This window comes from Methylobacterium sp. A54F, assembly GCF_053346035.1.
Genome location: NZ_JBKFBF010000002.1, coordinates 246,931 through 267,666 on the forward strand (window position 1 = coordinate 246,931; position 20,736 = coordinate 267,666).

Genomic DNA, 20,736 nt, shown 5'->3' on the forward strand with positions numbered 1-20,736 from the left:
GCCCAAGGCTCAGGCTGCCTTGGCGGCCTCGCCGTAGAAGGTGCCGCCGGTCTCCGCCATCGACCGCAGGTTGTCTGGCACCGCGAACCGCGGGCCGTGCTTGGCTTCGAGGCCCTGCGCCAGCTCCACGAAGCGCCGGGCGCCCATGAAGTCGATGTAGGAGAGGGCCCCCCCGGTGAACGGCGCGAAGCCGAAGCCGAGGATCGAGCCGACGTCGGCCTCCCGGGGATCCGTGACGACGCCCTCGCCGACCGTGCGGGCAGCCTCCAGCGCCTGCACCACGAGGAGCCGGTGCTTCAGCTCGGCGATGTCCACCTCTTCCGGATCGAGCCGGTTCGGCTGCAGATCCTTCAGGCCCGGCCACAGGCGCTTCGGCGCGCCCTCCGGATAGTCGTAGAAGCCCTTCCGGTTCTTCCGGCCCAGCCGCCCCTGGCCCTCGACCATCTCGACGAGCAAGGTCTTCTGCGCCGGGTCGACCGCCTCGGCTCCGAGCTGCGCCTCGGTCGCCCGGGCGATCTTGAGCGCGAGGTCGATGGCCACCTCGTCGTTGAGCGACAGGGGCCCGACCGGCATGCCGGCCATCTTGCCCGCGTTCTCGATCATCGCCGGAGGCACCCCCTCGGCGAGCATCTTGTGGCCCTCCAGCAGGTAGGCACCGACGCAGCGGTTGGCGAAGAACCCGCGGGCGTCGTTCACGACGATCGGGGTCTTCTTGATCTTGCGCACGTAGTCGAGGGCGGTGGCGAGCGCCCGCGACCCGGTGGTCTCACCCTTGATGATCTCGACGAGCATCATCTTCTCGACCGGCGAGAAGAAGTGGATGCCGACGAACTGCTCGGGGTTCCGGCTCGCCTTCGCGAGGCCGGTGATCGGCAGCGTGGAGGTGTTGGAGGCGAAGATCGCGTCCGGCCGGATCACCGCCTCGACCTTGGCGATCACCTCCGCCTTCACGGCCGGGTCCTCGAACACCGCCTCGATCACCAGGTCGCAGTCGCGCAGGTCGGCGTAATCCGCCGAGGTCTGGATGCGCCCGAGCAGTAGGTCGCGGTCGGCCGTCTTGGCACGGCCCTTGTTGATCTGGTTCGTCACGAGCTTGTGGGCGTAGGCCTTGCCCTTCTCGGCCGCCTCGATCGACTGGTCGATCAGCACGACGTCGAGCCCCGCATTGGCGGTGACGTAGGCGACGCCCGCACCCATGAAGCCCGCGCCCACGACGCCGACCCGCGCGATCGTCGTCTCGCCCGCGTCCTTCGGCCGGCGCGCGCCCTTGTTCAGCTCGCCCATGGAGATGAAGAGGGTGCGGATCATCGCCTGCGCCTCGCTGGTGCGCAGGATCTTGGCGAAGTAGCGGCTCTCGACCTTGAGGGCGAGGTCCATGGGAAGCTGCAGGCCCTCGTAGACCGAGGCCAGGATGGCTTTGGCCGCCGGGTAGTTGTCGTGCGTCTCGCGACGGTAGATTGCGTTGGCGGGCGGCCAGATCATCATGCCGGCCGGCGAGTAGACCTTGCCGGAGGGGGCCTTGAACTTCGGCACGTCCCAGGGTGCCACCGCCGAGCCGCCGCCGAGGATCCAGGCGCGCGCCCGCTCGACGAGCTCCGCCTTCGGCACGACCTCTTGGACGAGGCCCATGCCGCGGGCCATCGGCGCGCGGATCTGCTCGCCCTTGAACAGCATCTGCAGGGCGTCGCCGGTCTGCATCAGGCGCGCGACCCGCTGGGTACCGCCGCCGCCGGGGAAGAGGCCGACCTTGATCTCGGGCAGGCCTACGCGGGTTCCGGGCTCGTCCGACAGGATCCTGTGATGGCAGGAAAGCGCCAGCTCGAAAGCGCCGCCGAGGCAGATGCCGCTCACCGCCGCCACGAAGGGCTTGCCGCAGGTCTCGAGCTTGCGGAACACCAGGCTGAGGCGCCGAGAGGCCTCGAAGAAGTGGCGCATCGCCGCCTCCTCGCCGTCCTTGGCCTTGAGAGCCTCGTATTCCCGGCCGAGGCCCTGAAGCATCGTGAGGTCGGCGCCCCCCGAGAAATTCTCCTTTCCGGAGGTGATCACGCAACCCTTGACGCTTGCGTCGCCTGCGACCGCATCGACGATCGCCTCGATCTCGTCGACGATCTCCATCGTGATCACGTTCATCGAGCGGCCCGGCATGTCCCAGGTCGCGACCATGACGCCGTCGGCACCGACTTCGGAGCGGAAGTTCTTCAGGTCCATGGGATTACCTCCGGCTGAAACACGTTTGAGAAACGGCGTTAAGGACACGGTCACCTTGCGGGACGATGCTGCACCCTGGGGGACGAGACAGAGACCGAGCGATGACGATGTCCGCCGCGCAGAAGCCTGCAGCCTGCCGCGCCTGCCGGGACGGAGCGCCCCTCGATTTTGCCTTCACGATGGCCTTCCAGCCGATTCTCGACCTCTCGGCCGGGCGCGTCTGGGGTTACGAAGCCCTCGTGCGCGGGCCCGAGGGGCAGTCGGCCGGCTCGATCCTGGACCGTGTCACCGACGAGACCCGCTATCGCTTCGACCAGGCCGCGCGCGTCAAGGCGATCGAGCTTGCCGGGCGGCTCTTCCCGCGGGACGGCGCCACGCGCCTGTCGATCAACTTCATGCCGAACGCCGTCTACGAGCCGAACGCCTGCATCCGGGCCTCGCTGGAGGCCGCCCGCAGGGTCGGCTTCGCGCATGACCGGATCATGTTCGAGTTCACCGAGAACGAGCGCTTCCGCGACATCGCGCACGTGCAGAACATCGTGGCGGCCTACCGCCGCCAGGGCTTCCTCACGGCGCTGGACGATTTCGGCGCGGGCTTCGCGGGCCTGAGCCTCCTCGCGCGGTTCCGTCCCGACCTCATCAAGATCGACATGGATCTCCTGCGCGGCATCGACGGCGATGCGGGCCGCCATGCCATCGTGTCCGGCGTCGTCGCCATCGCCCGAGCCCTCGGCGTCACGGTGCTGGCCGAGGGCATCGAGACCCGGGCGGAGCTCAATGCCCTGCGCGATCTCGGCATCGCCCTGTTCCAGGGCTATTACTTCGCCAAGCCGCTCCTGGAGGGCCTGCCGGAGGTCGCGGGCCTGCCGACCCGCGCCTCCGCCGCCCGCGTGGCCTGACGACGCCATCGCTGCCCGCCCCCAGCCGGTCCGCCTCAGCGCGTCGGCGCCGGCATGACGCCGGGCTTCGTCTGGTTGTCGGCCGCGGCCGCCACCGCCAGCATGTTGAGGATCCGGGTGACCGAGTTCTGCGAGATCGTCGTCACCGTCGAGGACGGATCGGCGTTCAGGTTCTGAAACTTGAGGTAGGTCTTATCCTCGTAGATCTCGTTGAGGTGCTTCAGCTCGGCGAGGCTGAACTTGTCCGCATATTCCTTCGAGAGCCCGTCGAGCATGAGGCCGCGCTGCTTGTCGAACTCGGCCTGGACTTCCTTGCGCACCGCCGCCGACTTGTCGTCCGGCATGGTCGCCACGGTCTTCTCCAGGGCGACGTTGAAGCCGCTGGTGAGATTCTTGATCACGGTCTTCTCGACGAGGGTCTTCGCCTCGGCGACCTTGTCGGCGGCCTCGTCCGCGCGAGCGGCGGTCAGGCTGAGGGCGGTCGTCAGGCAGAGGGTGGCGAGCAGTCGCGTCATGATGGGCGTGTCTCCCGTTCGTTTCGTTCCGCGCGGGCCCCGAAAGCGGGCCGCGCGGCGCGCCCTCTACCAGCGTTTCCAAGGATTTGGGAGGCGCGGCGTCGCCGCCGCACCCCTCAGACGCGCTCGATGATCGTCGCGGTGCCCATGCCGGCACCGATGCAGAGCGTGACCAGGGCGCGCTCCTTGCCGGTGCGCTCCAGCTCGTCCAGCACCGTGCCGAGGATCATCGCTCCGGTGGCGCCGAGGGGGTGGCCCATCGCGATGGCGCCGCCGTTGACGTTGACCCGCGCGAGGTCGAGGTCGAAGGCCTGGAGATAGCGCAGCACCACCGCCGCGAAGGCCTCGTTGATCTCGAACAGGTCGATGTCGGAGAGCTGCATTCCGGCCCGCGCCAGCACCTTGCGGGTGACGTCCACCGGGCCCGTCAGCATCAGGGCCGGATCCGAGCCGATGTTGGCGAAGGCGCGGATCCGGGCACGCGGCTTCAGGCCGGCGGCGTCGCCCGCCTCGCGGGACCCGATCAACACGGCCGCCGCGCCGTCCACGATGCCGGACGAGTTGCCCGCGTGGTGGACATGCTCGACCGCCTCCACGTCCGGATGCGCATCGACCGCCACCGCGTCGAAGCCGCCCATCTGTCCCATCTGGACGAAGGAGGCCTTGAGCCCGGCGAGGGACTGCATGTCGGTGCCGGGCCGCATGTGCTCGTCGCGGTCGAGCAGCACGATGCCGTTGACGTCGCGGACCGGCACGACGGACCGGCCGAACAGGCCGTCGCCCCAGGATTGCGCCGAGCGCTTCTGCGACTCGACCGCGTAGGCATCGCACGCGTCGCGGCTGAAGCCGTACTTCGTGGCGATGAGGTCGGCCGAGACGCCCTGCGGCATGAAGTAGGATTTCACGGCGATCGCCGGGTCCACCGGCCAGGCACCGCCCGAGGCGCCGAGCCCGACGCGGCTCATCGATTCGACGCCGCCCCCAACGGTCATGTCGTGCTGGCCCGCCATCACCTGCGCGGCCGCGAAGTTCACCGCATCGAGCCCGGAGGCGCAGAATCGGTTGATCTGAACGCCGGGGACGTGATCGCCGTAATCGGACACGAGCGCCGCCGCGCGGGCGATGTCGCCGCCGGCCTCGCCCACCGGATCGACGCAGCCGAGCACCACGTCGTCCACGGCCCGGGTGTCGAGCCCGTTGCGGTCCTTCAGGGCGCGCAGGGCCGTCTCGGCGAGGCGCAGGGCCGTCACCTCGTGGAGCGAGCCGTCCGGCTTGCCGCGGCCGCGCGGGGTGCGGACGTGGTCGTAGATGTAGGCCTCGGGCATGTGCGTTTCCCTGGTTGTTCGGTGTCGCGGCCGGCGGGGCGTCGCCCGGCGCACCCGCTCTGGGCGGGCGCCGTCGGGCCGAGCCCGGCCACGGTCAGAACGCCTCGACCGGCAGCGCCATGGTGCTGTCGGCCCCGGTCTTGATCCGGGCGAAGCGCAGGGCCGTCTCCGGCAGCATCCGCTCCATGAAGAAGCGGCCCGTCGCGAGCTTGGCTTCCATGCGCTCAGCCTGGCCCTCCGCCCCGCGCTTGGCCACCGCCGCCTTGGCGATGCGGGCCCACATGTAGCCCATCGCCGCCAGCCCGAGGAGGTGCATGTAGTCCGTGGCGCCGGCGCCGGCGTTGTCGGGCTTGGCGAAGGCGTTCTGCATGAACCACATGGTGGCGCCCTGCAGGTCGTTCAGCGCCGCCTGGAGCGGGCCCGTGAACGCCTTCAGGGCCTCGTCCTCGTTGTTGTCCTTGATGAACGTCTGGACCTCGCCGAGGAAGGTCATCATTGCGCGGCCGCCGTCGCGCGGCAGCTTGCGCCCGATCAGGTCCATGGCCTGGATGCCGTTGGCACCCTCGTAGATCATGGCGATGCGGGCATCGCGCACGAACTGCGACATGCCCCATTCCTCGATGTAGCCGTGGCCGCCGAACATCTGCTGGGCCTCGACGGCGTTGGCGAAGCCCTTGTCGGTGAGCACGCCCTTCACCACCGGCGTCATCAGCCCGAGGTGGTCCTCCGCGGCGGCCCGGGCCTTCGGATCCTCCGAGCGGTGCAGGATGTCGGCCTGCAGCGCCGTCCACAGCACGAGGGCGCGCCCCGCCTCATTGAAGGCGCGAATCTGCATGAGGGTGCGGCGCACGTCGGGGTGCACGATGATCGGGTCGGCGGCCTTGTCGGGCGCCTTGGCGCCGGTCAGCGCGCGGCCCTGCAGCCGGTCCTTCGCGTAGGCGACGGCGTTCTGATAGGCGACCTCGGACTGGCCGAGCCCCTGCACGCCCACCGCGAGGCGCGCCTCGTTCATCATCACGAACATCGCGTTGAGGCCGCGGTTCGCCTCACCGACGAGCCAGCCCGTGGCGCCGTCGTAGTTCATCACGCAGGTGGAGTTCCCGTGGATGCCCATCTTGTGCTCGATGGAGCCGCAGGAGACGCCGTTCCGCGCGCCCAGCGAGCCATCGGGGTTCACGAGGAACTTCGGCACGACGAAGAGCGAGATGCCCTTGGTGCCCGCCGGAGCCCCCTCGATGCGTGCGATGACGAGGTGGACAATGTTCTCGGCCAGGTCGTGCTCGCCCGCCGAGATGAAGATCTTGGTGCCCGTGAGGCTGTAGGAGCCGTCCGCGTTCGGCACGGCCTTGGTCTTCAGGAGCCCGAGGTCGGTGCCGCAATGCGGCTCCGTGAGGTTCATGGTGCCGGTCCAGGCGCCCTCCGCCATCTTCGGCAGGTAGGTGGCCTTCTGCTCCTCGGAACCGTGGACGAGGAGCGCCGCCATCGCGCCCTGCGTCAGGCCCGGATACATGCTGAGCGCGAGATTCGCCCCCGAGGTGAATTCCTGGATGATAGCGTTGAGCGTGTGCGGGAGGCCCTGGCCACCGTAGGCCTCGGGGAGGGACAGGCCCATCCAGCCGCCCTGCGCGTAGGCGGCGTAGGCAGCCTTGTAGGCCTCCGGCGTCGTCACCGATCCGTCCGGGTGGCGGGTGCAGCCCTCCTGGTCGCCGACGCGATTGACGGGCGCGAGGATCTCCTCGGCGAGCTTGCCGCCCTCGATGAGAACCGCCTCCACGACGTCCGGAGAGGCGTCGCCGAAGCCGGCCAATTTGTCGTGCCGGTGGAAACCGAGCACGTCGTTGAGGAGGAACAGCGTGTCCTCGACGGGCGCGCGATAGCTCGGCATGTCGCATTCCTCCGCATGACCCGACGGACCTTATCACGGTCCGGCCGGCGATTCCCTCGATAGTTCATATATAAACTATCTCGCCTGCCCGAGGCAAGGGCCGCGGGTGCCGTGGCATCGTCGCCATGCGGCTCGGGACATGTCCCCGTTTGGGCCAACCCCTTAACCACACGTTTACCAAGAAAGTTAATGGTCCTGCCCAGCTGATCCGATGAACGCAGGTCCGGGCCTCCCGCCCGGGCCGGACGGCGCGGATGCGATCGCGGGCCTGATGATGACACGTAACGCCACGCCGAGCCTCGACAGCTTCGATCCGGACGTGCTGGACGCGGCCCGCGACGTCGCGCGCCGGGCCGGCGTCCCCCTGGAGACCTGGCTCGCCAGCGTGGTGCCGGGCGGGGTGAGCGAGGGCCGCAAGCGCGGGAGGCCGCAGCCGAACTCCGAGGCACCGCGCCCGAAGCGCACGGCGGCGGAGGCTCCGATGCCGCGGGCCGCAAAGCCTGCGAAGTCCGCACCGCCGCGGAGTGCTACCCCCGACGAGGCGAGCCTCGACGCGCTGATGCGGCGCCTCGACGGGCTCGACCGCACCATCGCGAGCGAGCGCAGGGCCACGGACGAGGCTTCCGGGCGCCGCCTGGAGGAGATCGAGCGGCGAATGGCCGCGCTCGGCGAGCAGTTCGCGGCCTCGCGGCCGATGGGGCGCCGCGGACGCAGTGCCGAGGCCGAGACCCGGGACGCCGTCGCGGCGATCCGCGAGCGGCAGCGTCAGCTGGAAGTTGGAACCGATCCGGACGCCGCCGAGGCGGCCGGAGCGGGCGTCGTCGCGACCATGCGGCAGGACCTCCTGCGCCGCCTCGAAGCGCAGCGCCCCCCGCTGGCGGCGGAAGCCACGGACGTCATCGCCGAACTGCAGCGCGAGACGGCCCGCCTGCGTGATTCGATCAACGCTCTCGCCACCGGGCAGGACGTCGGCAAGCTCGAGCAGGCGGTGATCTCCCTCGCGACGGGGGTCGAGCGCGCCCAGCAATCGGCCGACCTCGTCGCGATCGCGGGCCCCGTGGAGCAGATCCGCGCCCAGGTTGAGCAACTCGCCGACGACGTGGCCGAGAACGTCCATGCCCGCGTCTCGCAGGATGTCGAGCGCCTCGCCGCCCGCGTGGACGGCGCGCTGGCAGCCAGCGGCGGCGACGTGACGGCCGACCGCGGCGCCCTGGCGAGCCTGTTCGGCGAGCTGGAGGAGATCCGTCGCCTGATCGCCGGGCTCGCCGGCCCCGAGCGCATCCAGAGCCTCGTGCAGGGCCTGCAGGCGATCAGCGCACAGATCGCGGATCTGCGCAGCAGCGCCGGCGGCGAGAGCGCCGGCGTCGCGGGGCTTCGCCCGATCCTCGAAGAGATCCGCAGCGGCCTGCGCAGCCCGGCCCCGGCCGACCTCGCCGAGCAGGTCCAGAGCCTCGCCGAAAAGCTCGACGCCCTCCACCAGCGAGGTGCCGGGGCCGATTCGGAGGCGATTCTCGGGCGCATCGACGCCTTGTCGGACAAGGTCGACCGCGTCAGCGCCAGCCCGGTCGGCGACCTGATCGGTCGCCTGGAAAACCTCGGCGAGACGCTGAAGCATCCGGCCCTGCCCGGCGGAGACGTCGCCTCGATCCACGCCGCCCTGCGCAACCTCGCCGAGAAGGTCGATCGGGTCGGCGCGCGTCCCGGTGGCGAGGGCCTCGACGCCCTGGAGCAGCAGGTCGTCACCCTCGCCAACCGCCTGGAGGCGCCGGGGCGCGACCCCGGTCTCGCGAGCCTCGAACGGACCATGACCGACCTGCTCCAGCAGGTCTCGGCCCTGCGGGCGGCCGCGCCCGACGAGGCGGCCGTCGAGCGCGCCGCGCGCAACGCGGTGGCCGACACGATCGGGGCCGCCAGGACCGCGCCGGAGAGCGGCGAGCTCGCCCTGCTTCGGGCGAGCCTCGCGGAGCTGCAGGCGCGGCAGGTCGCCACCGACCAGCGCATGCAGGCGACCCTCGAAGGCGTGCAGCAGGCCCTCGATCGCGTGGCCTCCCGCGTCGCGCAGGGGGCCGGCCCGATCGCGCCGGAGATGCCGGCGCCGGTCGCCCCGCGGGCGCAGTCCCTCGACGATCGCCTGCTCGGCTCCACTGCCGTCGAGGAGCCCCTCGGTCGACCCGAGCCCGCGCGAGTGCGGGCTCCGCGCCGGCCCGAGGCCCCCCGCACTGCCGTGCCCGAGGCGATTCGGGTCAGCGACGAACTGCTGGAGCCCGGTGCCGCCCGCCCGGTCCGCGACCGTCGCCCGGTGAGCGAACCCGAGGATTCGGCTGATCCGTCGAGCGACATCAAGACGAGCTTCATCGCAGCGGCGCGGCGCGCCGCTCAGGCTGCCCAGGCCGAGGTCGCGACGGAGGCGGCGCTCGCCGGCGAACGGCGCGAGCCGCGCGGCGCCCGCAAGGCGCTTGCCGGCGAACCCACCGAGGCGCAGCCCCGTATCGCCCGCCTGCGCGCCGAGCTCGATCGCCGCCGCCGGCCCCTGCTGCTCGGCCTCGCCGCGATCGTCCTCGCCCTGGGCGCCCTCCAGGCGATCGGGACCTATCCGTTCAACGATGCGCCGAGCGCGCCCGCACCGGTCGCCGTCGCGGCCCCGAAGGAGGCACCCGCCGCCCCCGTGGCGCCCCCGCAAACGGCTCCGGAGATCGCCGCCGCGCCGCAGGCGCCGGCCGCCCCGGCCGACCCTCAGACCACGCAGGCGATCACGCCGGCGGCCCCGGTGAGCCGCAACACGGCCGTTCCGCAAGTCTCCGGCATGGCGGCGCTGGCGGGCGAGCTCGGCGGCGTGCCGACCGGCCTGTCGAAGGTGCGGCAGGCCGCCCTCGACGGCGACGGCGCCGCGATCTACGAGCTCGCCGCGCGCGAGGCGGACGGGCGCGGCATGCCCCGCGATCTCGCGGTGGCGGCCAAGCTCTACGAGCGCCTCGCGAGCGCGGGCTACGCCCCGGCCCAGTACAAGCTGGCCGGCCAATACGAGAAGGGATCGGGCGTGGTCCGCGACCTCGCCCAGGCCAAGCTCTGGTACGGCCGGGCCGCCGAGCAGGGTCACGCGCGCTCGATGCACAACCTCGCGGTGCTCTACGCGGAGAACCCCGGCGCGTCTGGCCGGCCCGACTATGCCTCGGCCTCGGCCTGGTTCCGCCGCGCCGCCGAGTTCGGCGTGCGCGACAGCCAGTACAATCTGGCGGTTCTCTACGCCCGCGGCCTCGGGATGACCCAGGATCTGGTACAGTCCTACGCCTGGTTCTCGGCGGCCGCGGCTCAGGGCGACGAGGACGCCGCCAAGAAGCGCGACGACGTCGCCACGAAGCTCAGCCCGGGCGACCTGGCCAATGCGCGGGCGGCAGCGGCCAACTTCAAGCCGCGCAAGCCCGAGCCCGCCGTAAACGAGCCGCCGGCTCCACGCGACGGCGGTGCCGGGGCGATGACGCTCCTCGGCGCGCCGACGCCGAGCGCCGGGTTCACAGCCGCGAGCCGCAAGGGAGTGTAGCGGCGGCGCGCCGCCGGATGCCGGCTTCAGCCGACCGCGGGGAAGATCAGCCGCACGCTGGTGCCCTCGCCGGGTCGGCTGTCGAGGGCGATGGTGCCGTTCTGACGCTTCATCAGCCCGTGCACGATGGCGAGCCCAGCGCCGCGGCCCGCCTCGTGGCTGGTGGCGAACGGAGCGAGCGCCCGGGCGAGCATCTCCGGGGACATGCCGATCCCGGTATCGCGGATGGTGATGCCCACGACGCCCTCCCCCTGGCGCTGCACCGCCCGGTCCCCCGGCGCCACGCGATGCGTGCTGAGGGTGATCGTGCCGCCCCGCGGCATCGCCTCGCAGGCGTTGGCGACGATGTGGGCGATGGCGAGCTCGACCTGTGTCGGATTGCTCATGGCCAGGGGAAGCTCCGGGCTCGTCTCGACCCGTAGGGCGATGCCGGCCGGGAGGTCCGGCCCGATCCGTTCCGCAACCTGCGCGACCAGGGCGTCGAGGTTCACCGGCCGCACGTCGGGCGCGATCCGCCGCGAGAAGGCGAGGAGCTGGCGCGTGAGGACCGCCGCCCGCTCCGCCGCATCGGTCGACCGGGTCACCGCCCGCTGGATGAACGGCTCCGGCCGGTCGCCGAGGCGGCGCTTCAGCCCGTCGATGTAGCCGATGAGGATCTGAAGGAAGTTGTTGAACTCGTGCGCGACGCTGTTCGTGAGGAGCCCGAGGGCTTCGCGCTGGCGCGACAGGGCGAGGGCCCCCTCGGCCTCCCGGCGGCGGGTGACGTCCGCGACCTGAACGAGGACAAGGCCGCCGGGCAGCGGGGCCTGCGTGAGGCTCGCCCAATAGGTGTCGCCGCCCTTTCGGGCTGCCAGGAATTCGCGGGTCCCGTCCGGGCCCGGGGACGGCAGCGTCCCGGTCGCGAGGGTAGCGAGGGGCCGGCCGGTGATCTCGTGCGGCGCGAAGCCCGTCAGGCTCAGGAAAGCGGGATTGGCCTTCAGGATCGGGTTGCCAGGGCGGGACCCGTCAGCCAGCAGGGCCGGCCCCATCGCGTCGAGCAGCGGCGCCCAGGCCGCGTCGCCCGGCGCACCGGCCTGCACGATCGAGCCGTTCGCTTCGGGCTCTGCCATCCGTCCGTCCCGGCCTGCCGGGACCGTGCCCGCGATGGCGTAAGGCATACCTGCATCCGGCGCGACGGCAACCCCGAAGCCGTCCGGACGGGTGTCCGCCTACTGGCGCACCCACATCACCCGCGCGATCCAGGCGATCTCGCCGACATTGACCGTCCGCTCCCCGTGCTCCGGGTTCAGGGAGGCCAGCTCGACCGTGCGCGCCGTGCGGCGACGCAGTTCCTTGGCGACGACCTCGCCGTCGTGGAGGCGCACCACCACCCGGTCCCCCTTGCGCACGCTCGCGCCCGGCGAGACGATGAGCACGTCCCCGTCCCGGTAGAGGGGCATCATCGATTCGCCCTGGACCTCGAGGGCGAACACCCGCTCCTCGCCGAGATCGGGAAACTCGATCTCCTCCCAGCCGGGGCCGCCGGCCGGAAAGCCGTCATCCGTGAACAGCCGACCGGATCCGGCCTGCGTCATGCCGATGAGCGGGATCGTCGTGCGGGTCGGTCCCTCCCGCGCCTCGATCAGGCGCAGGAACTCGTCGAGGCTGGCACCCGTCGCCGTCAGGACCTTCGAAACGGACTCGGTGGAGGGCCAGCGCTTGCGACCGTCCGGGCCGACGCGCTTCGAGCGGTTGAAGCTCGTGGCATCGAGGCCGGCGCGCCGCGCGAGGCCCGAGGCGGAGAAGCCGTGCCGCTCGGCGAGCCGGTCGATGGCGGTCCAGATCTGCTCGTGTGACAGCATAGCGGACTCAAGGGTCGCCCGTGGCTGAGACGCACGGCCTAGTTGTAGGAAAGTAGAACTAGCGGCCGCCGAATGCAACCGCCGAAGCGCGATTACAGGGGGAAATGGCCCCGGTCGGCGCCGCGCCGGGGGTCATCCATTCGGCCGTGTTGACAGGCCTGGCCTGACAGAGCGTCGCCGGTTCGGGCGAGCCCGCTTTCCGGGTGCCGCCGTTCGCTCGAGCCCGCGTCCGGGTCGCGCGCTCGGGCCGGTTGCGGGCGGGGGCCGCTGGCACTATCGACGGGGGCCGTCCCGCCGGGCCATCCTCCACCGCAGCCGACCATGCCGCTCGTCTACAAGATCTGCCCACGCAGCCTCTGGGAGGACGCGGAGGCGGCCGGCCACTTCGCCGGCGCGCCCGTCGACGCGGCCGACGGCTTCATCCACCTGTCGACCGCCGGACAGGCGCCCGAGACGGCGGCGCGGCACTTCGCCGGCCAGGGCGACCTGCTGCTGGTCGCGGTCGATGCCGAGGCGCTCGGCGCGGCGCTCCGCTACGAGCCCTCCCGCGGCGGCGACCTGTTCCCCCACCTCTACGGCGTGCTGCCGCTCTCCGCGGTCCGGGCCGTGCGGCCGCTGCCTCTCGGTGACGACGGCCGCCACGTCTTCCCGCCGGAGGCATCCGCATGATCGGCGCCCTGTTCCCCCTCGTCCGCCCGGTCCTGCACGGGCTGGACGCCGAGGCCGCCCATAATCTGACCCTGCGCGCGCTGGCCCTGGCGCCGGCGCTCCGGCCGCCCGCCGACGATCCGCGCCTCGCCGTCGAGGTGATCGGGCGCCGGTTCCCGAACCCGGTCGGCCTCGCCGCGGGCTTCGACAAGGGCGCGACTGTGCCGGACGCCCTGCTCGGCCTCGGGTTCGGCTTCGTGGAGGTCGGCGGCGTGGTGCCCCGGCCGCAGCCCGGCAACCCGAAGCCCCGGGTGTTCCGCCTGACGCGGGACCGGGGCGTGATCAACCGCTTCGGCCTCAACAGCGAGGGCCTCGACGTCGTGGCCGCCCGCCTCGACGCGCGGCGCGGGCGGCCGGGCCTCGTCGGGGTCAACATCGGCGCGAACAAGGAGACGGCCGACCGGCTCGCGGATTACGCCGCCTGCACCCGCCGGCTCGCTCCCGCCTGCGCGTTCGTCACCGTCAACGTCTCCTCGCCGAACACCCCGGGCCTGCGGGACCTGCAGGGCGAAGCGTTTCTCGACGAACTCCTCGCCCGGGTCGTGGACGCACGGGACGCGGTCTCTCCGGAGACCGCGATCCTCCTGAAGATCGCGCCGGACATCGGCCTCGATGCCCTGGACGCCATCTGCGGCACCGCCCTCGCACGCGGCGTCCAGGCCCTTGTCGTCTCAAACACCACGATCGCCCGGCCCGAGACGCTCGCCGAGCGCGAGCTCGCCCGCGAGACCGGCGGCCTCTCCGGCCGCCCGCTGTTCGGCCCGTCCACGCGGCTCCTCGCCGAGACCTTCCTGCGGGTGGGCGACCGGCTGCCTCTCGTCGGGGTCGGCGGGATCGATTCGACCGAGGCGGCCTGGACCAAGATCCGCGCCGGCGCGAGCCTGCTGCAGCTCTACTCGGCCCTGGTCTATCAGGGGCCGGGCCTGATCGGCGCGATCAAGGCCGGCCTGCTTGCCCGGTTGCGCGCGGAAGGGATCGGCCGGCTCGCGGATGCGGTCGGGCGCGACGCCCGCGAGCTCGCCCGCGGCGCCTGAGCGCTCAGGGGCGCGGGCGCAGCCCGGTCCCGACCAGCACCGCGCAGGCCGCGGCGGCGCCCGCCAGCACCCACTTCACCGGGAGCGTCCAGGCATCCGGCCGGCGCTCGGGCTCGGTGACGAAGCGGCCGGGCGCGATCTCGACCCCGGGCTTCCCGTAGGCCCGCGCGTCCGCGATCTGGTTCGCCGTCACCGCCCACTGGGCATCGCGCGACCGGTCGCTCGCCATCAGCGCGAGGCCGACGACGACGCCGGCCGCGACCGCCGCGGCGACCCGGAGCGGCACCCTCACGGCCGCGGCTCTGAGATCCGGCCGGCACATATCGGAAGCGGGGTGACGATTCGGTGCATGGGCTCGCGCATCCAACGCATGAGGGGGGTGCGTCGCCCCACGATTGAGCGGGACCCGGGGGCGGTCTTATCTCGCGAAAGCGAGATGCCGGTCGACGGCACCGGCCAAACATCTCCCGAAGTACCTCCCGAAGAACCCCAGGACGACGACGATGGACCACCCGGTCGGGTCTCCCAAGGTCGCGGTCGCGACCAAGCGCTCTTCCGCGGCCGGCGGCTGGGGCGCCCTCAAGTCCTGCGGCAAGCACCTGCTCGGCAGCCGGGCCCCCCTGTCGGGCGCCCGCGCCATGCTCAAGGCGAACCAGCCCGACGGGTTCGATTGCCCCGGCTGCGCCTGGGGCGATCCCGAGCACGGCTCCTCCTTCGAGTTCTGCGAGAACGGCGTCAAGGCCGTCTCGTGGGAGGCGACCGACAAGCGCACCCCGCCCGCCTTCTTCGCGCGCCACACCGTCAGTGAGCTGCGCGGCTGGAGCGACTACGCCCTCGAGGGCCAGGGCCGCCTGACTCATCCGATGCGCTACGACGCCGCGAGCGACCGCTACCTCCCGGTGAGCTGGGACGCGGCCTTCGCGGAGATCGGGGCGACGCTGCGGGGCCTCGACCATCCCGATCAGGCCGAGTTCTACACCTCGGGCCGCGCCTCGAACGAGGCCGCCTACCTCTACCAGCTGTTCGCGCGCGCCTACGGCACGAACAACTTCCCCGATTGTTCGAACATGTGCCACGAGGCGAGCGGCGTGGCGCTCACCCAGGCCATCGGCATCGGAAAGGGGACGGTGCTGCTCGAGGATTTCGAGCGGGCCGATGCGATCTTCGTCGTCGGGCAGAACCCCGGCACCAACCATCCCCGGATGCTCGGCGACCTCCGCCGTGCCGCCCAGCGCGGCGCCCGGGTCGTGGTCTACAATCCGGTGCGGGAGCGCGGCCTCGAGCGCTTCGCCGATCCCCAGAACACCGTGGAGATGCTGCGCGGCGCGAGCGCGCCGGTGGCGAGCCACTATTATCAGCCGCGCCTCGGCGGCGACATGGCGGTGTTCCGCGGCATCGCGAAGGCCGTCCTCGCCGCGGATGATGCGGCCCTCGCGGCCGGCCGGCCCTCGGTGCTCGACCGTGCGTTCCTCGCCCGCCACACGGCCGGCTTCGCGGCCTACCGCACCCTCGTGGATGCCACGGACTGGGCGGCGATCGTCGACCAGGCCGGGCTCACCCGGGGCGAGATCGAGGAGGCGGCCGCGGTCTTCCTCGGCGCGGAGCGGGTGATCTGCACCTGGGCGATGGGCGTGACGCAGCACCGGCATTCGGTGGCGACCATCCGCGAGATGGCCAACGTGATGTTCCTGCGCGGACAGATCGGCCGGCCGGGCGCCGGCCTCTGCCCGGTGCGCGGCCATTCGAACGTTCAGGGCGACCGCACGGTCGGCATCAACGAGCGACCACCGGCCGCCTTCCTGGACGCGCTGGAGCGCGAGTTCGGGTTCACGGCGCCGCGCCGCAACGGCCACAACGTGCTCGGCGCCATCGGGGCGATGCTCGACGGCTCCGCCCGCGCCTTCATCGGGCTCGGCGGCAACTTCGCTCGGGCGACCCCGGATTCGACCCTCGTCGCCAAGGCGCTGGCCGCGTGCCGGCTCACCGTGCACATCGCGACGAAGCTCAACCACTCCCACCTCGTCCCGGGCGAGATCGGTTATATCCTGCCCTGCCTTGGGCGCACGGAGATCGACCGGAACGGTGCCGGAAAGGTCCAGATCGTCACGGTCGAGGATTCGATGAGCATGGTCCACGGCTCGGGCGGCATCAACAAGCCCGCCTCGCCGGAGCTGCGATCCGAGGTCGCCATCATCGCCGGCATGGCGGCGGCGACCGTGGGCGAGAACCGCATCGCCTGGGGCGAGCTCGCCGAGGATTACGACCGCATCCGCGACCGCATCGAGCGGACGGTGCCGGGCTTCACGGGCTACAATCAGCGCGTGCGCCGGCCGCGCGGCTTCATGCTGCGCAACCTCGCGGCCGAGCGCGTCTTCGAGACCGAGACGGGCCTCGCCACCTTCTCGGCCGACGCGCTGCCGGAGGCCACCGAGCATCAGCGGGCCGGGCGCGCCGCCGACACCTACGTGCTCCAGACCTTCCGCAGCCACGACCAGTACAACACCACGATCTACGGCCTCGACGACCGCTACCGCGGCGTCTACGGCGAGCGCCGGGTGCTGTTTGCCCATCCGGACGACCTCGCCGAGATCCGGGCGCGAGCCGGCGAGCGAGTCGACATCGTGGGTCTTCACGCGGACGGCGTGACCCGGGTCGCAGAGGATTTCCGGCTCGTGCCCTTCGACATGCCTCGCGGCGCGCTGGCCGGATACTACCCCGAGCTGAACGTGCTGGTGCCGCTGTCGACCTTCGGCCTTGGGAGCGACACGCCGACCTCCAAGTCCGTGCTCGTCGCAATCCGTTCCCGGTCCGTCGCCGTAGCCGCGTGAGCGAGCCCGATAGCGCTGATCTCGCGGCGTCCCTCCTGGCGGCGGCCGATGCGATCGGCCGCCGCGCACCCGACGTCCCGGCCCTCGGCACCGGCCTCCTGGCCGCACTTCAGCTCGGCCTGCCGGCGGACAGCCGCAGCGCTGCGCTGGGACTCGGACTCGCGCACGCGCTTGTGCTGCGGGCCCTGGCCGACCTCGCGGAGCGCGGCCTCGTCACCGTAACCCGCCGGGACGCGCGGACGCAGCGCTGCTTCTACGCGCCGGGCCCGGGTTTCGCGGCCGTCGTCGAGCCTGCAGCTGATGCTGTGACACGCTGATCGCCTGCCTCGTCTTCCGGGGCATCCTTCGCGCCACGGCCGGGGATGCGTCGGCCCGAAGCGGAGCGCTTCTGCTTGATCCCGGGAGCGCGGGACGTGATCGGGCGTTGCCCTTTTCACGTGTCCGCAACGCCTCGACCGGCTCTCTCTCACCCGGGAAAGGGCACGCGTCTCCGTGCAGAAGCTGCGGCAGTCGCCCTCATCTCAGGCGATGCGGCCTGCCAGGCGCTCGGCTGCCCGCTCCCGGCCGATCAGCGGCAGCAGCGCTCCGAGGTCCGGGCCATGGTCGAGGCCTGTCAGCGCGAGCCGTAGCGGCATGAACAGGGCCTTGCCTTTCGCGCCCGTGCGGTCGCGGACCGCGCCGCTCCAGGCCTTCCAGGTCTCCGGCCCCCAGGGCTCAAGTGGGAGAGTGTCGCGCGCCGCCTCCGTCACGGCGGCGTCCGCGATCACGGGCTCGACGGGCCCGGCGACGACCCGCCACCAGTCGGCGGCCTCCTCGACCTTGACGAGGTTCGCCCGAACCGCGGCCCAGAAGGCCTCGGCCCCGGCCTCGGGGATGCCGAGCGCTGCCAACCGGTCCGCTACCTCGCTGTAGGGCATCTCGTGGATGAGGCGGGCGTTCAGCCCGTCGAGCTCCTGCGGGTCGAAGCGGGCGGGCGCCCGCGAGATGTGGGCGAGGTCGACGAGCCCGGCGAGCTCATCCAGCGAGGGTACCGCCCGCACCGTCTCGGCCGAGCCGGTGAGGACCGCCAGCGAGCGCACGGCAGCAGGCTCGTAGCCGGCCTCCCGGAGCGAGCGCAGCGACAGGTGACCGAGGCGCTTCGAGAGGCCCTCGCCGTCGGCCGTGGTCAGCAGATTGTGGTGCCCGAAGACCGGCAGGGGAGCGCCGAGCGCCTCGAAGATCTGCACCTGAACGCCCGTGTTCGTGACGTGGTCCTCGCCGCGGATCACGTGCGTCACGCCCATCTCGGCATCGTCCACCACCGAGGGCAGGGTGTAGAGGTAGCTGCCGTCGGCCCGGACCAGCACCGGATCGGACAGGGAGGCGCACTCGACGTGGGCCTCCCCGCGCACGAGGTCGTCCCAGGCGACCATGCGGTGATCGAGCTTGAAGCGCCAGTGCGGGCGCCGCCCCTCCGCTTCGAGGCTCGCGCGCTCGTCCGCCGTCAGGCTCAGCGCGGCTCGGTCGTAGATCGGCGGGAGGCCCCGGCCGAGCTGGCGCTTGCGCCGGCGCTCCAGCTCCTCCGGCGTCTCGTAGCAGGGATAGAGCCGCCCCGACGCCCGCAGCGTCTCGGCGGCGGCATCGTGGAGCGCGGCGCGCTCCGACTGGCGCGCGAACAGGTCCGGCACGATGCCGAGCCAGGCGAGGTCCTCGGCGATCGCCGCCGCGAACGCCTCCGTCGAGCGCTCCCGATCGGTGTCGTCGAGGCGCAGGAGGAAGCGGCCTCCCCGGGCACGGGCGAACAGGGCGTTCAAGAGCGCCGGCCGGGCATTGCCGATGTGAAGGTAGCCGGTCGGCGACGGGGCGAAGCGGACGAGGAGCGACATGGCGTTCCTCGTAAGCGGATCTGCGCCGGCACGCCAACACCCCCGCACATCAGGCGCCCGTGACCGCGACGGGACCGACGCCGGGAGGGCCTTGACGCGGCCGCGCCGCCGGCCCTAGAAGGCCCTCGGTTCGGGTGCGTAGCTCAGCGGGAGAGCATTCGCTTCACACGCGAAGGGTCACAGGTTCGATCCCTGTCGCGCCCACCATTCCCAGGCCCTCTGCCCCGTCAGCCTGTGCGTCGCCCCTGCGGCATTCGCGCCCCCCGGATTTACACCGCAGCAACACAACAGCCGCCCGCGCGGTCGGCGCGTTGTGCTATGAGGGACCCGGCCCCGGTATATGGTCGGCCGCAAGCCCGGAGCGCGTCCGCACGATGAAGTTACGCCTGTCATGACGGCGCACGCACCCGTGCGGGACGTGCCACCGCCACCCGGCAAGGCGCCCTTCCTGCTCGTCGGCCTCGTGGCCGCCGGGATGCTGGCCTGGGGCGGCTACGGGCACTGGCAGCAGCGGGCGGCCGCCACCGAGACCCAGCGGAAGATCAAGGAGGCGGTGCCCCGCCTACGCACGGCCCTGGTGGACCGCGTCGACACGCCTGTCGACCTGACACTCCCGGGCGAGACGCAGGCCTTCGCCAAGGCCGCGATCTTCGCCCGCGCCACCGGTTACATCGCCGAGCGCCGGGTGGACATCGGCGCCCGCGTGAAGGCCGGCGACGTGCTCATCCGCATTGCGGCGCCCGACCTCGACCAGCAGCTCGCCCAGGCCGAGGCGCAGCTCGATCAGCTCAACGCCCAGTTGTTGCGGGCCCGGGCGCAGGTCGACCAGGCGCGGGCCAACGTGAACCTTGCCACCGTCACGAACAGCCGCACCTCGACGCTGGCGACGCAGGGCTGGGCCTCGAAGCAGAACGCCGATACCTCGCAGGCCGGCGTGCTCACCCAATCCGCCAACCTCGCGGCGGCGGAGGCCGGCGTGAAGGTCGCCGAGGCCGACATCAAGGCGCAGGGCGCCACCGTCGACCGTCTCAAGGCACTGACGAGCTTCAAGGACGTGATCGCGCCCTTCGACGGCGTCGTCACGACCCGCAGCGTGGATGTGGGCGACCTCGTGAAGGCGGACGGGTCCGGCACCGCGCTCCTGACCATGGATCGCGACGACATCCTGCGCATCTCCGTCAACGTCCCGCAGAACGCGTCGGCAGGCGTGAAGCCCGGCGTCGAGGCCGCCATCAAGGTTCCGCAGATGCCGGACCGGACCTTCACGGGCAGCGTCGAGCGCAGCTCGGTGGCGCTGATGACCTCCTCGCGGACCCTGACCACCCAGGTCGATGTGCCGAACCGCGACGGCGCGCTGCGGGCGGGGCTCTACGTCTACGCCACGCTGAAGATCCCGCGGCCGGCGCCCGCCATGATGGTGCCGGCGGAAGCCCTCGTGTTCAACCAGAACGGGACCCAGGTTGCGCTCGCCCGCGACGACGGCCGCGCGGAATGGCGCACGGTGCGGATCCGCCGCGACTACGGCCGGACGATCGAGCTGGACCAGGGGCTGACGGGCAACGAGCGCGTCGTGCTGAGCCCACCGGCCGATCTGCGGGACGACCAGCCCATCGAGCGTCTGCCCGACCCCAAGGAGGGCAAGCCGATCCAGGCCGCCAACCGCTGAGGGCGGCGGGCGCGGGGCTCAGTTGACGCGCACGACGAGCTTCATCTTCGGGTGGATGCCGCAGAGCACCTGGAACACGCCGCGCTCGCTGAAGGTGACCGGCGTGCGGCTCCCCGGGGTCTGGTCGCCCGAGTCGAAGCTGAAGCCGTCGGCCTCGATGTAGGCGTGGTGCAGGAGGTCGCTGTCGTCGTTGACGATGGTGACCGTCTCGCCGCGCGCGAGCACCAGCGAGCCCGGCTGGAAGGCCCGCCCCTTCTGGGAGACGGTCGTACCGCTCGCCTGCAGGCCCGAGACGAGGCACGCGCTGACCGCGAGCCCCGCCAGCAGGGCGAGCAGTGTCGCCCCGACGAGCCGCCGGTCGACGGGAAGCCGCGAAGGTGGGGAGTCGGCGTGCGCCATGGGACCGTTCCGAGGAGAAACGCCG

16 protein-coding genes and 1 tRNA gene are annotated in these 20,736 nt (G+C 71.9%); 8 read left to right on the top strand and 9 right to left on the bottom strand.

Annotation, left to right across the window (positions count from 1 at the left end):
• Positions 1-9: 9 nt before the first annotated feature.
• The gene (locus tag ACLBXP_RS04850; RefSeq protein WP_447666434.1) at positions 10-2,208 is read right to left on the bottom strand and encodes a 3-hydroxyacyl-CoA dehydrogenase NAD-binding domain-containing protein; all 2,199 of its coding nucleotides are present in this window, start codon (positions 2,206-2,208) and stop codon (positions 10-12) included.
• A 107-nt stretch (positions 2,209-2,315) separates the two neighbouring features.
• Between ACLBXP_RS04850 and ACLBXP_RS04855 the strand changes: the two genes are divergently transcribed.
• Positions 2,316-3,107 carry an EAL domain-containing protein gene (locus ACLBXP_RS04855; protein ID WP_447666724.1) on the top strand — a complete coding sequence of 264 codons (792 nt, stop codon included), beginning with the start codon at positions 2,316-2,318 and terminating at the stop codon, positions 3,105-3,107.
• A 35-nt stretch (positions 3,108-3,142) separates the two neighbouring features.
• Here the strand turns inward: ACLBXP_RS04855 and ACLBXP_RS04860 are convergent, their stop codons facing one another.
• The 3 genes from ACLBXP_RS04860 to ACLBXP_RS04870 form a co-directional block, all read right to left on the bottom strand.
• Positions 3,143-3,622 carry a hypothetical protein gene (locus ACLBXP_RS04860; protein ID WP_447666435.1) on the bottom strand — a complete coding sequence of 160 codons (480 nt, stop codon included), beginning with the start codon at positions 3,620-3,622 and terminating at the stop codon, positions 3,143-3,145.
• 116 nt (positions 3,623-3,738) lie between these two features.
• Positions 3,739-4,947 carry an acetyl-CoA C-acetyltransferase gene (locus ACLBXP_RS04865; protein ID WP_447666436.1) on the bottom strand — a complete coding sequence of 403 codons (1,209 nt, stop codon included), beginning with the start codon at positions 4,945-4,947 and terminating at the stop codon, positions 3,739-3,741.
• A 94-nt stretch (positions 4,948-5,041) separates the two neighbouring features.
• Positions 5,042-6,832, bottom strand: coding sequence for an acyl-CoA dehydrogenase C-terminal domain-containing protein (locus tag ACLBXP_RS04870; RefSeq protein ID WP_447666437.1), 1,791 nt, complete (start codon positions 6,830-6,832; stop codon positions 5,042-5,044).
• 271 nt (positions 6,833-7,103) lie between these two features.
• Here ACLBXP_RS04870 and ACLBXP_RS04875 point away from each other — a divergent pair, with 271 nt between their 5' ends.
• The gene (locus tag ACLBXP_RS04875; protein ID WP_447666438.1) at positions 7,104-10,370 is read left to right on the top strand and encodes a hypothetical protein; all 3,267 of its coding nucleotides are present in this window, start codon (positions 7,104-7,106) and stop codon (positions 10,368-10,370) included.
• A gap of 26 nt (positions 10,371-10,396) precedes the next feature.
• Here ACLBXP_RS04875 and ACLBXP_RS04880 read toward each other — a convergent pair whose 3' ends face one another.
• Together ACLBXP_RS04880 and ACLBXP_RS04885 are read right to left on the bottom strand one after the other, a co-directional pair.
• Entirely contained in the window at positions 10,397-11,479 is a 1,083-nt protein-coding gene (locus ACLBXP_RS04880) for an ATP-binding protein (protein ID WP_447666439.1), read from the bottom strand.
• A 99-nt stretch (positions 11,480-11,578) separates the two neighbouring features.
• Positions 11,579-12,211: a S24 family peptidase gene (locus ACLBXP_RS04885; protein WP_447666440.1), complete on the bottom strand. Its 633-nt coding sequence runs from the start codon at positions 12,209-12,211 to the stop codon at positions 11,579-11,581.
• A gap of 321 nt (positions 12,212-12,532) precedes the next feature.
• Here ACLBXP_RS04885 and ACLBXP_RS04890 point away from each other — a divergent pair, with 321 nt between their 5' ends.
• Both ACLBXP_RS04890 and ACLBXP_RS04895 read left to right on the top strand, forming a co-directional pair.
• Positions 12,533-12,880, top strand: coding sequence for a DUF952 domain-containing protein (locus tag ACLBXP_RS04890; protein WP_447666441.1), 348 nt, complete (start codon positions 12,533-12,535; stop codon positions 12,878-12,880).
• Positions 12,877-13,953, top strand: coding sequence for a quinone-dependent dihydroorotate dehydrogenase (locus tag ACLBXP_RS04895; RefSeq protein ID WP_447666442.1), 1,077 nt, complete (start codon positions 12,877-12,879; stop codon positions 13,951-13,953). The genes ACLBXP_RS04890 and ACLBXP_RS04895 overlap by 4 nt, the downstream gene beginning before the upstream one ends.
• A gap of 4 nt (positions 13,954-13,957) precedes the next feature.
• Here the strand turns inward: ACLBXP_RS04895 and ACLBXP_RS04900 are convergent, their stop codons facing one another.
• The gene (locus tag ACLBXP_RS04900) at positions 13,958-14,245 is read right to left on the bottom strand and encodes a hypothetical protein (RefSeq protein ID WP_447666443.1); all 288 of its coding nucleotides are present in this window, start codon (positions 14,243-14,245) and stop codon (positions 13,958-13,960) included.
• 211 nt (positions 14,246-14,456) lie between these two features.
• Here ACLBXP_RS04900 and ACLBXP_RS04905 point away from each other — a divergent pair, with 211 nt between their 5' ends.
• Both ACLBXP_RS04905 and ACLBXP_RS04910 read left to right on the top strand, forming a co-directional pair.
• Entirely contained in the window at positions 14,457-16,781 is a 2,325-nt protein-coding gene (locus ACLBXP_RS04905) for an FdhF/YdeP family oxidoreductase (protein WP_447666444.1), read from the top strand.
• Entirely contained in the window at positions 16,778-17,098 is a 321-nt protein-coding gene (locus ACLBXP_RS04910; protein WP_447666445.1) for a hypothetical protein, read from the top strand. Before ACLBXP_RS04905 ends, ACLBXP_RS04910 begins: the two co-directional genes overlap by 4 nt.
• A gap of 204 nt (positions 17,099-17,302) precedes the next feature.
• On the opposite strand, the gene gltX is transcribed toward ACLBXP_RS04910, so the two are convergent.
• On the bottom strand, positions 17,303-18,646 hold the full coding sequence (gene gltX, locus ACLBXP_RS04915; RefSeq protein WP_447666446.1) for a glutamate--tRNA ligase: 1,344 nt from the start codon (positions 18,644-18,646) through the stop codon (positions 17,303-17,305).
• A 132-nt stretch (positions 18,647-18,778) separates the two neighbouring features.
• Between gltX and ACLBXP_RS04920 the strand changes: the two genes are divergently transcribed.
• Both ACLBXP_RS04920 and ACLBXP_RS04925 read left to right on the top strand, forming a co-directional pair.
• Positions 18,779-18,853, top strand: a tRNA-Val gene (locus ACLBXP_RS04920).
• A gap of 184 nt (positions 18,854-19,037) precedes the next feature.
• Positions 19,038-20,312, top strand: coding sequence for an efflux RND transporter periplasmic adaptor subunit (locus ACLBXP_RS04925; RefSeq protein ID WP_447666447.1), 1,275 nt, complete (start codon positions 19,038-19,040; stop codon positions 20,310-20,312).
• Between the two features lie 18 nt (positions 20,313-20,330).
• On the opposite strand, the gene ACLBXP_RS04930 is transcribed toward ACLBXP_RS04925, so the two are convergent.
• The gene (locus ACLBXP_RS04930) at positions 20,331-20,711 is read right to left on the bottom strand and encodes a plastocyanin (RefSeq protein WP_447666448.1); all 381 of its coding nucleotides are present in this window, start codon (positions 20,709-20,711) and stop codon (positions 20,331-20,333) included.
• Positions 20,712-20,736: the final 25 nt, after the last annotated feature.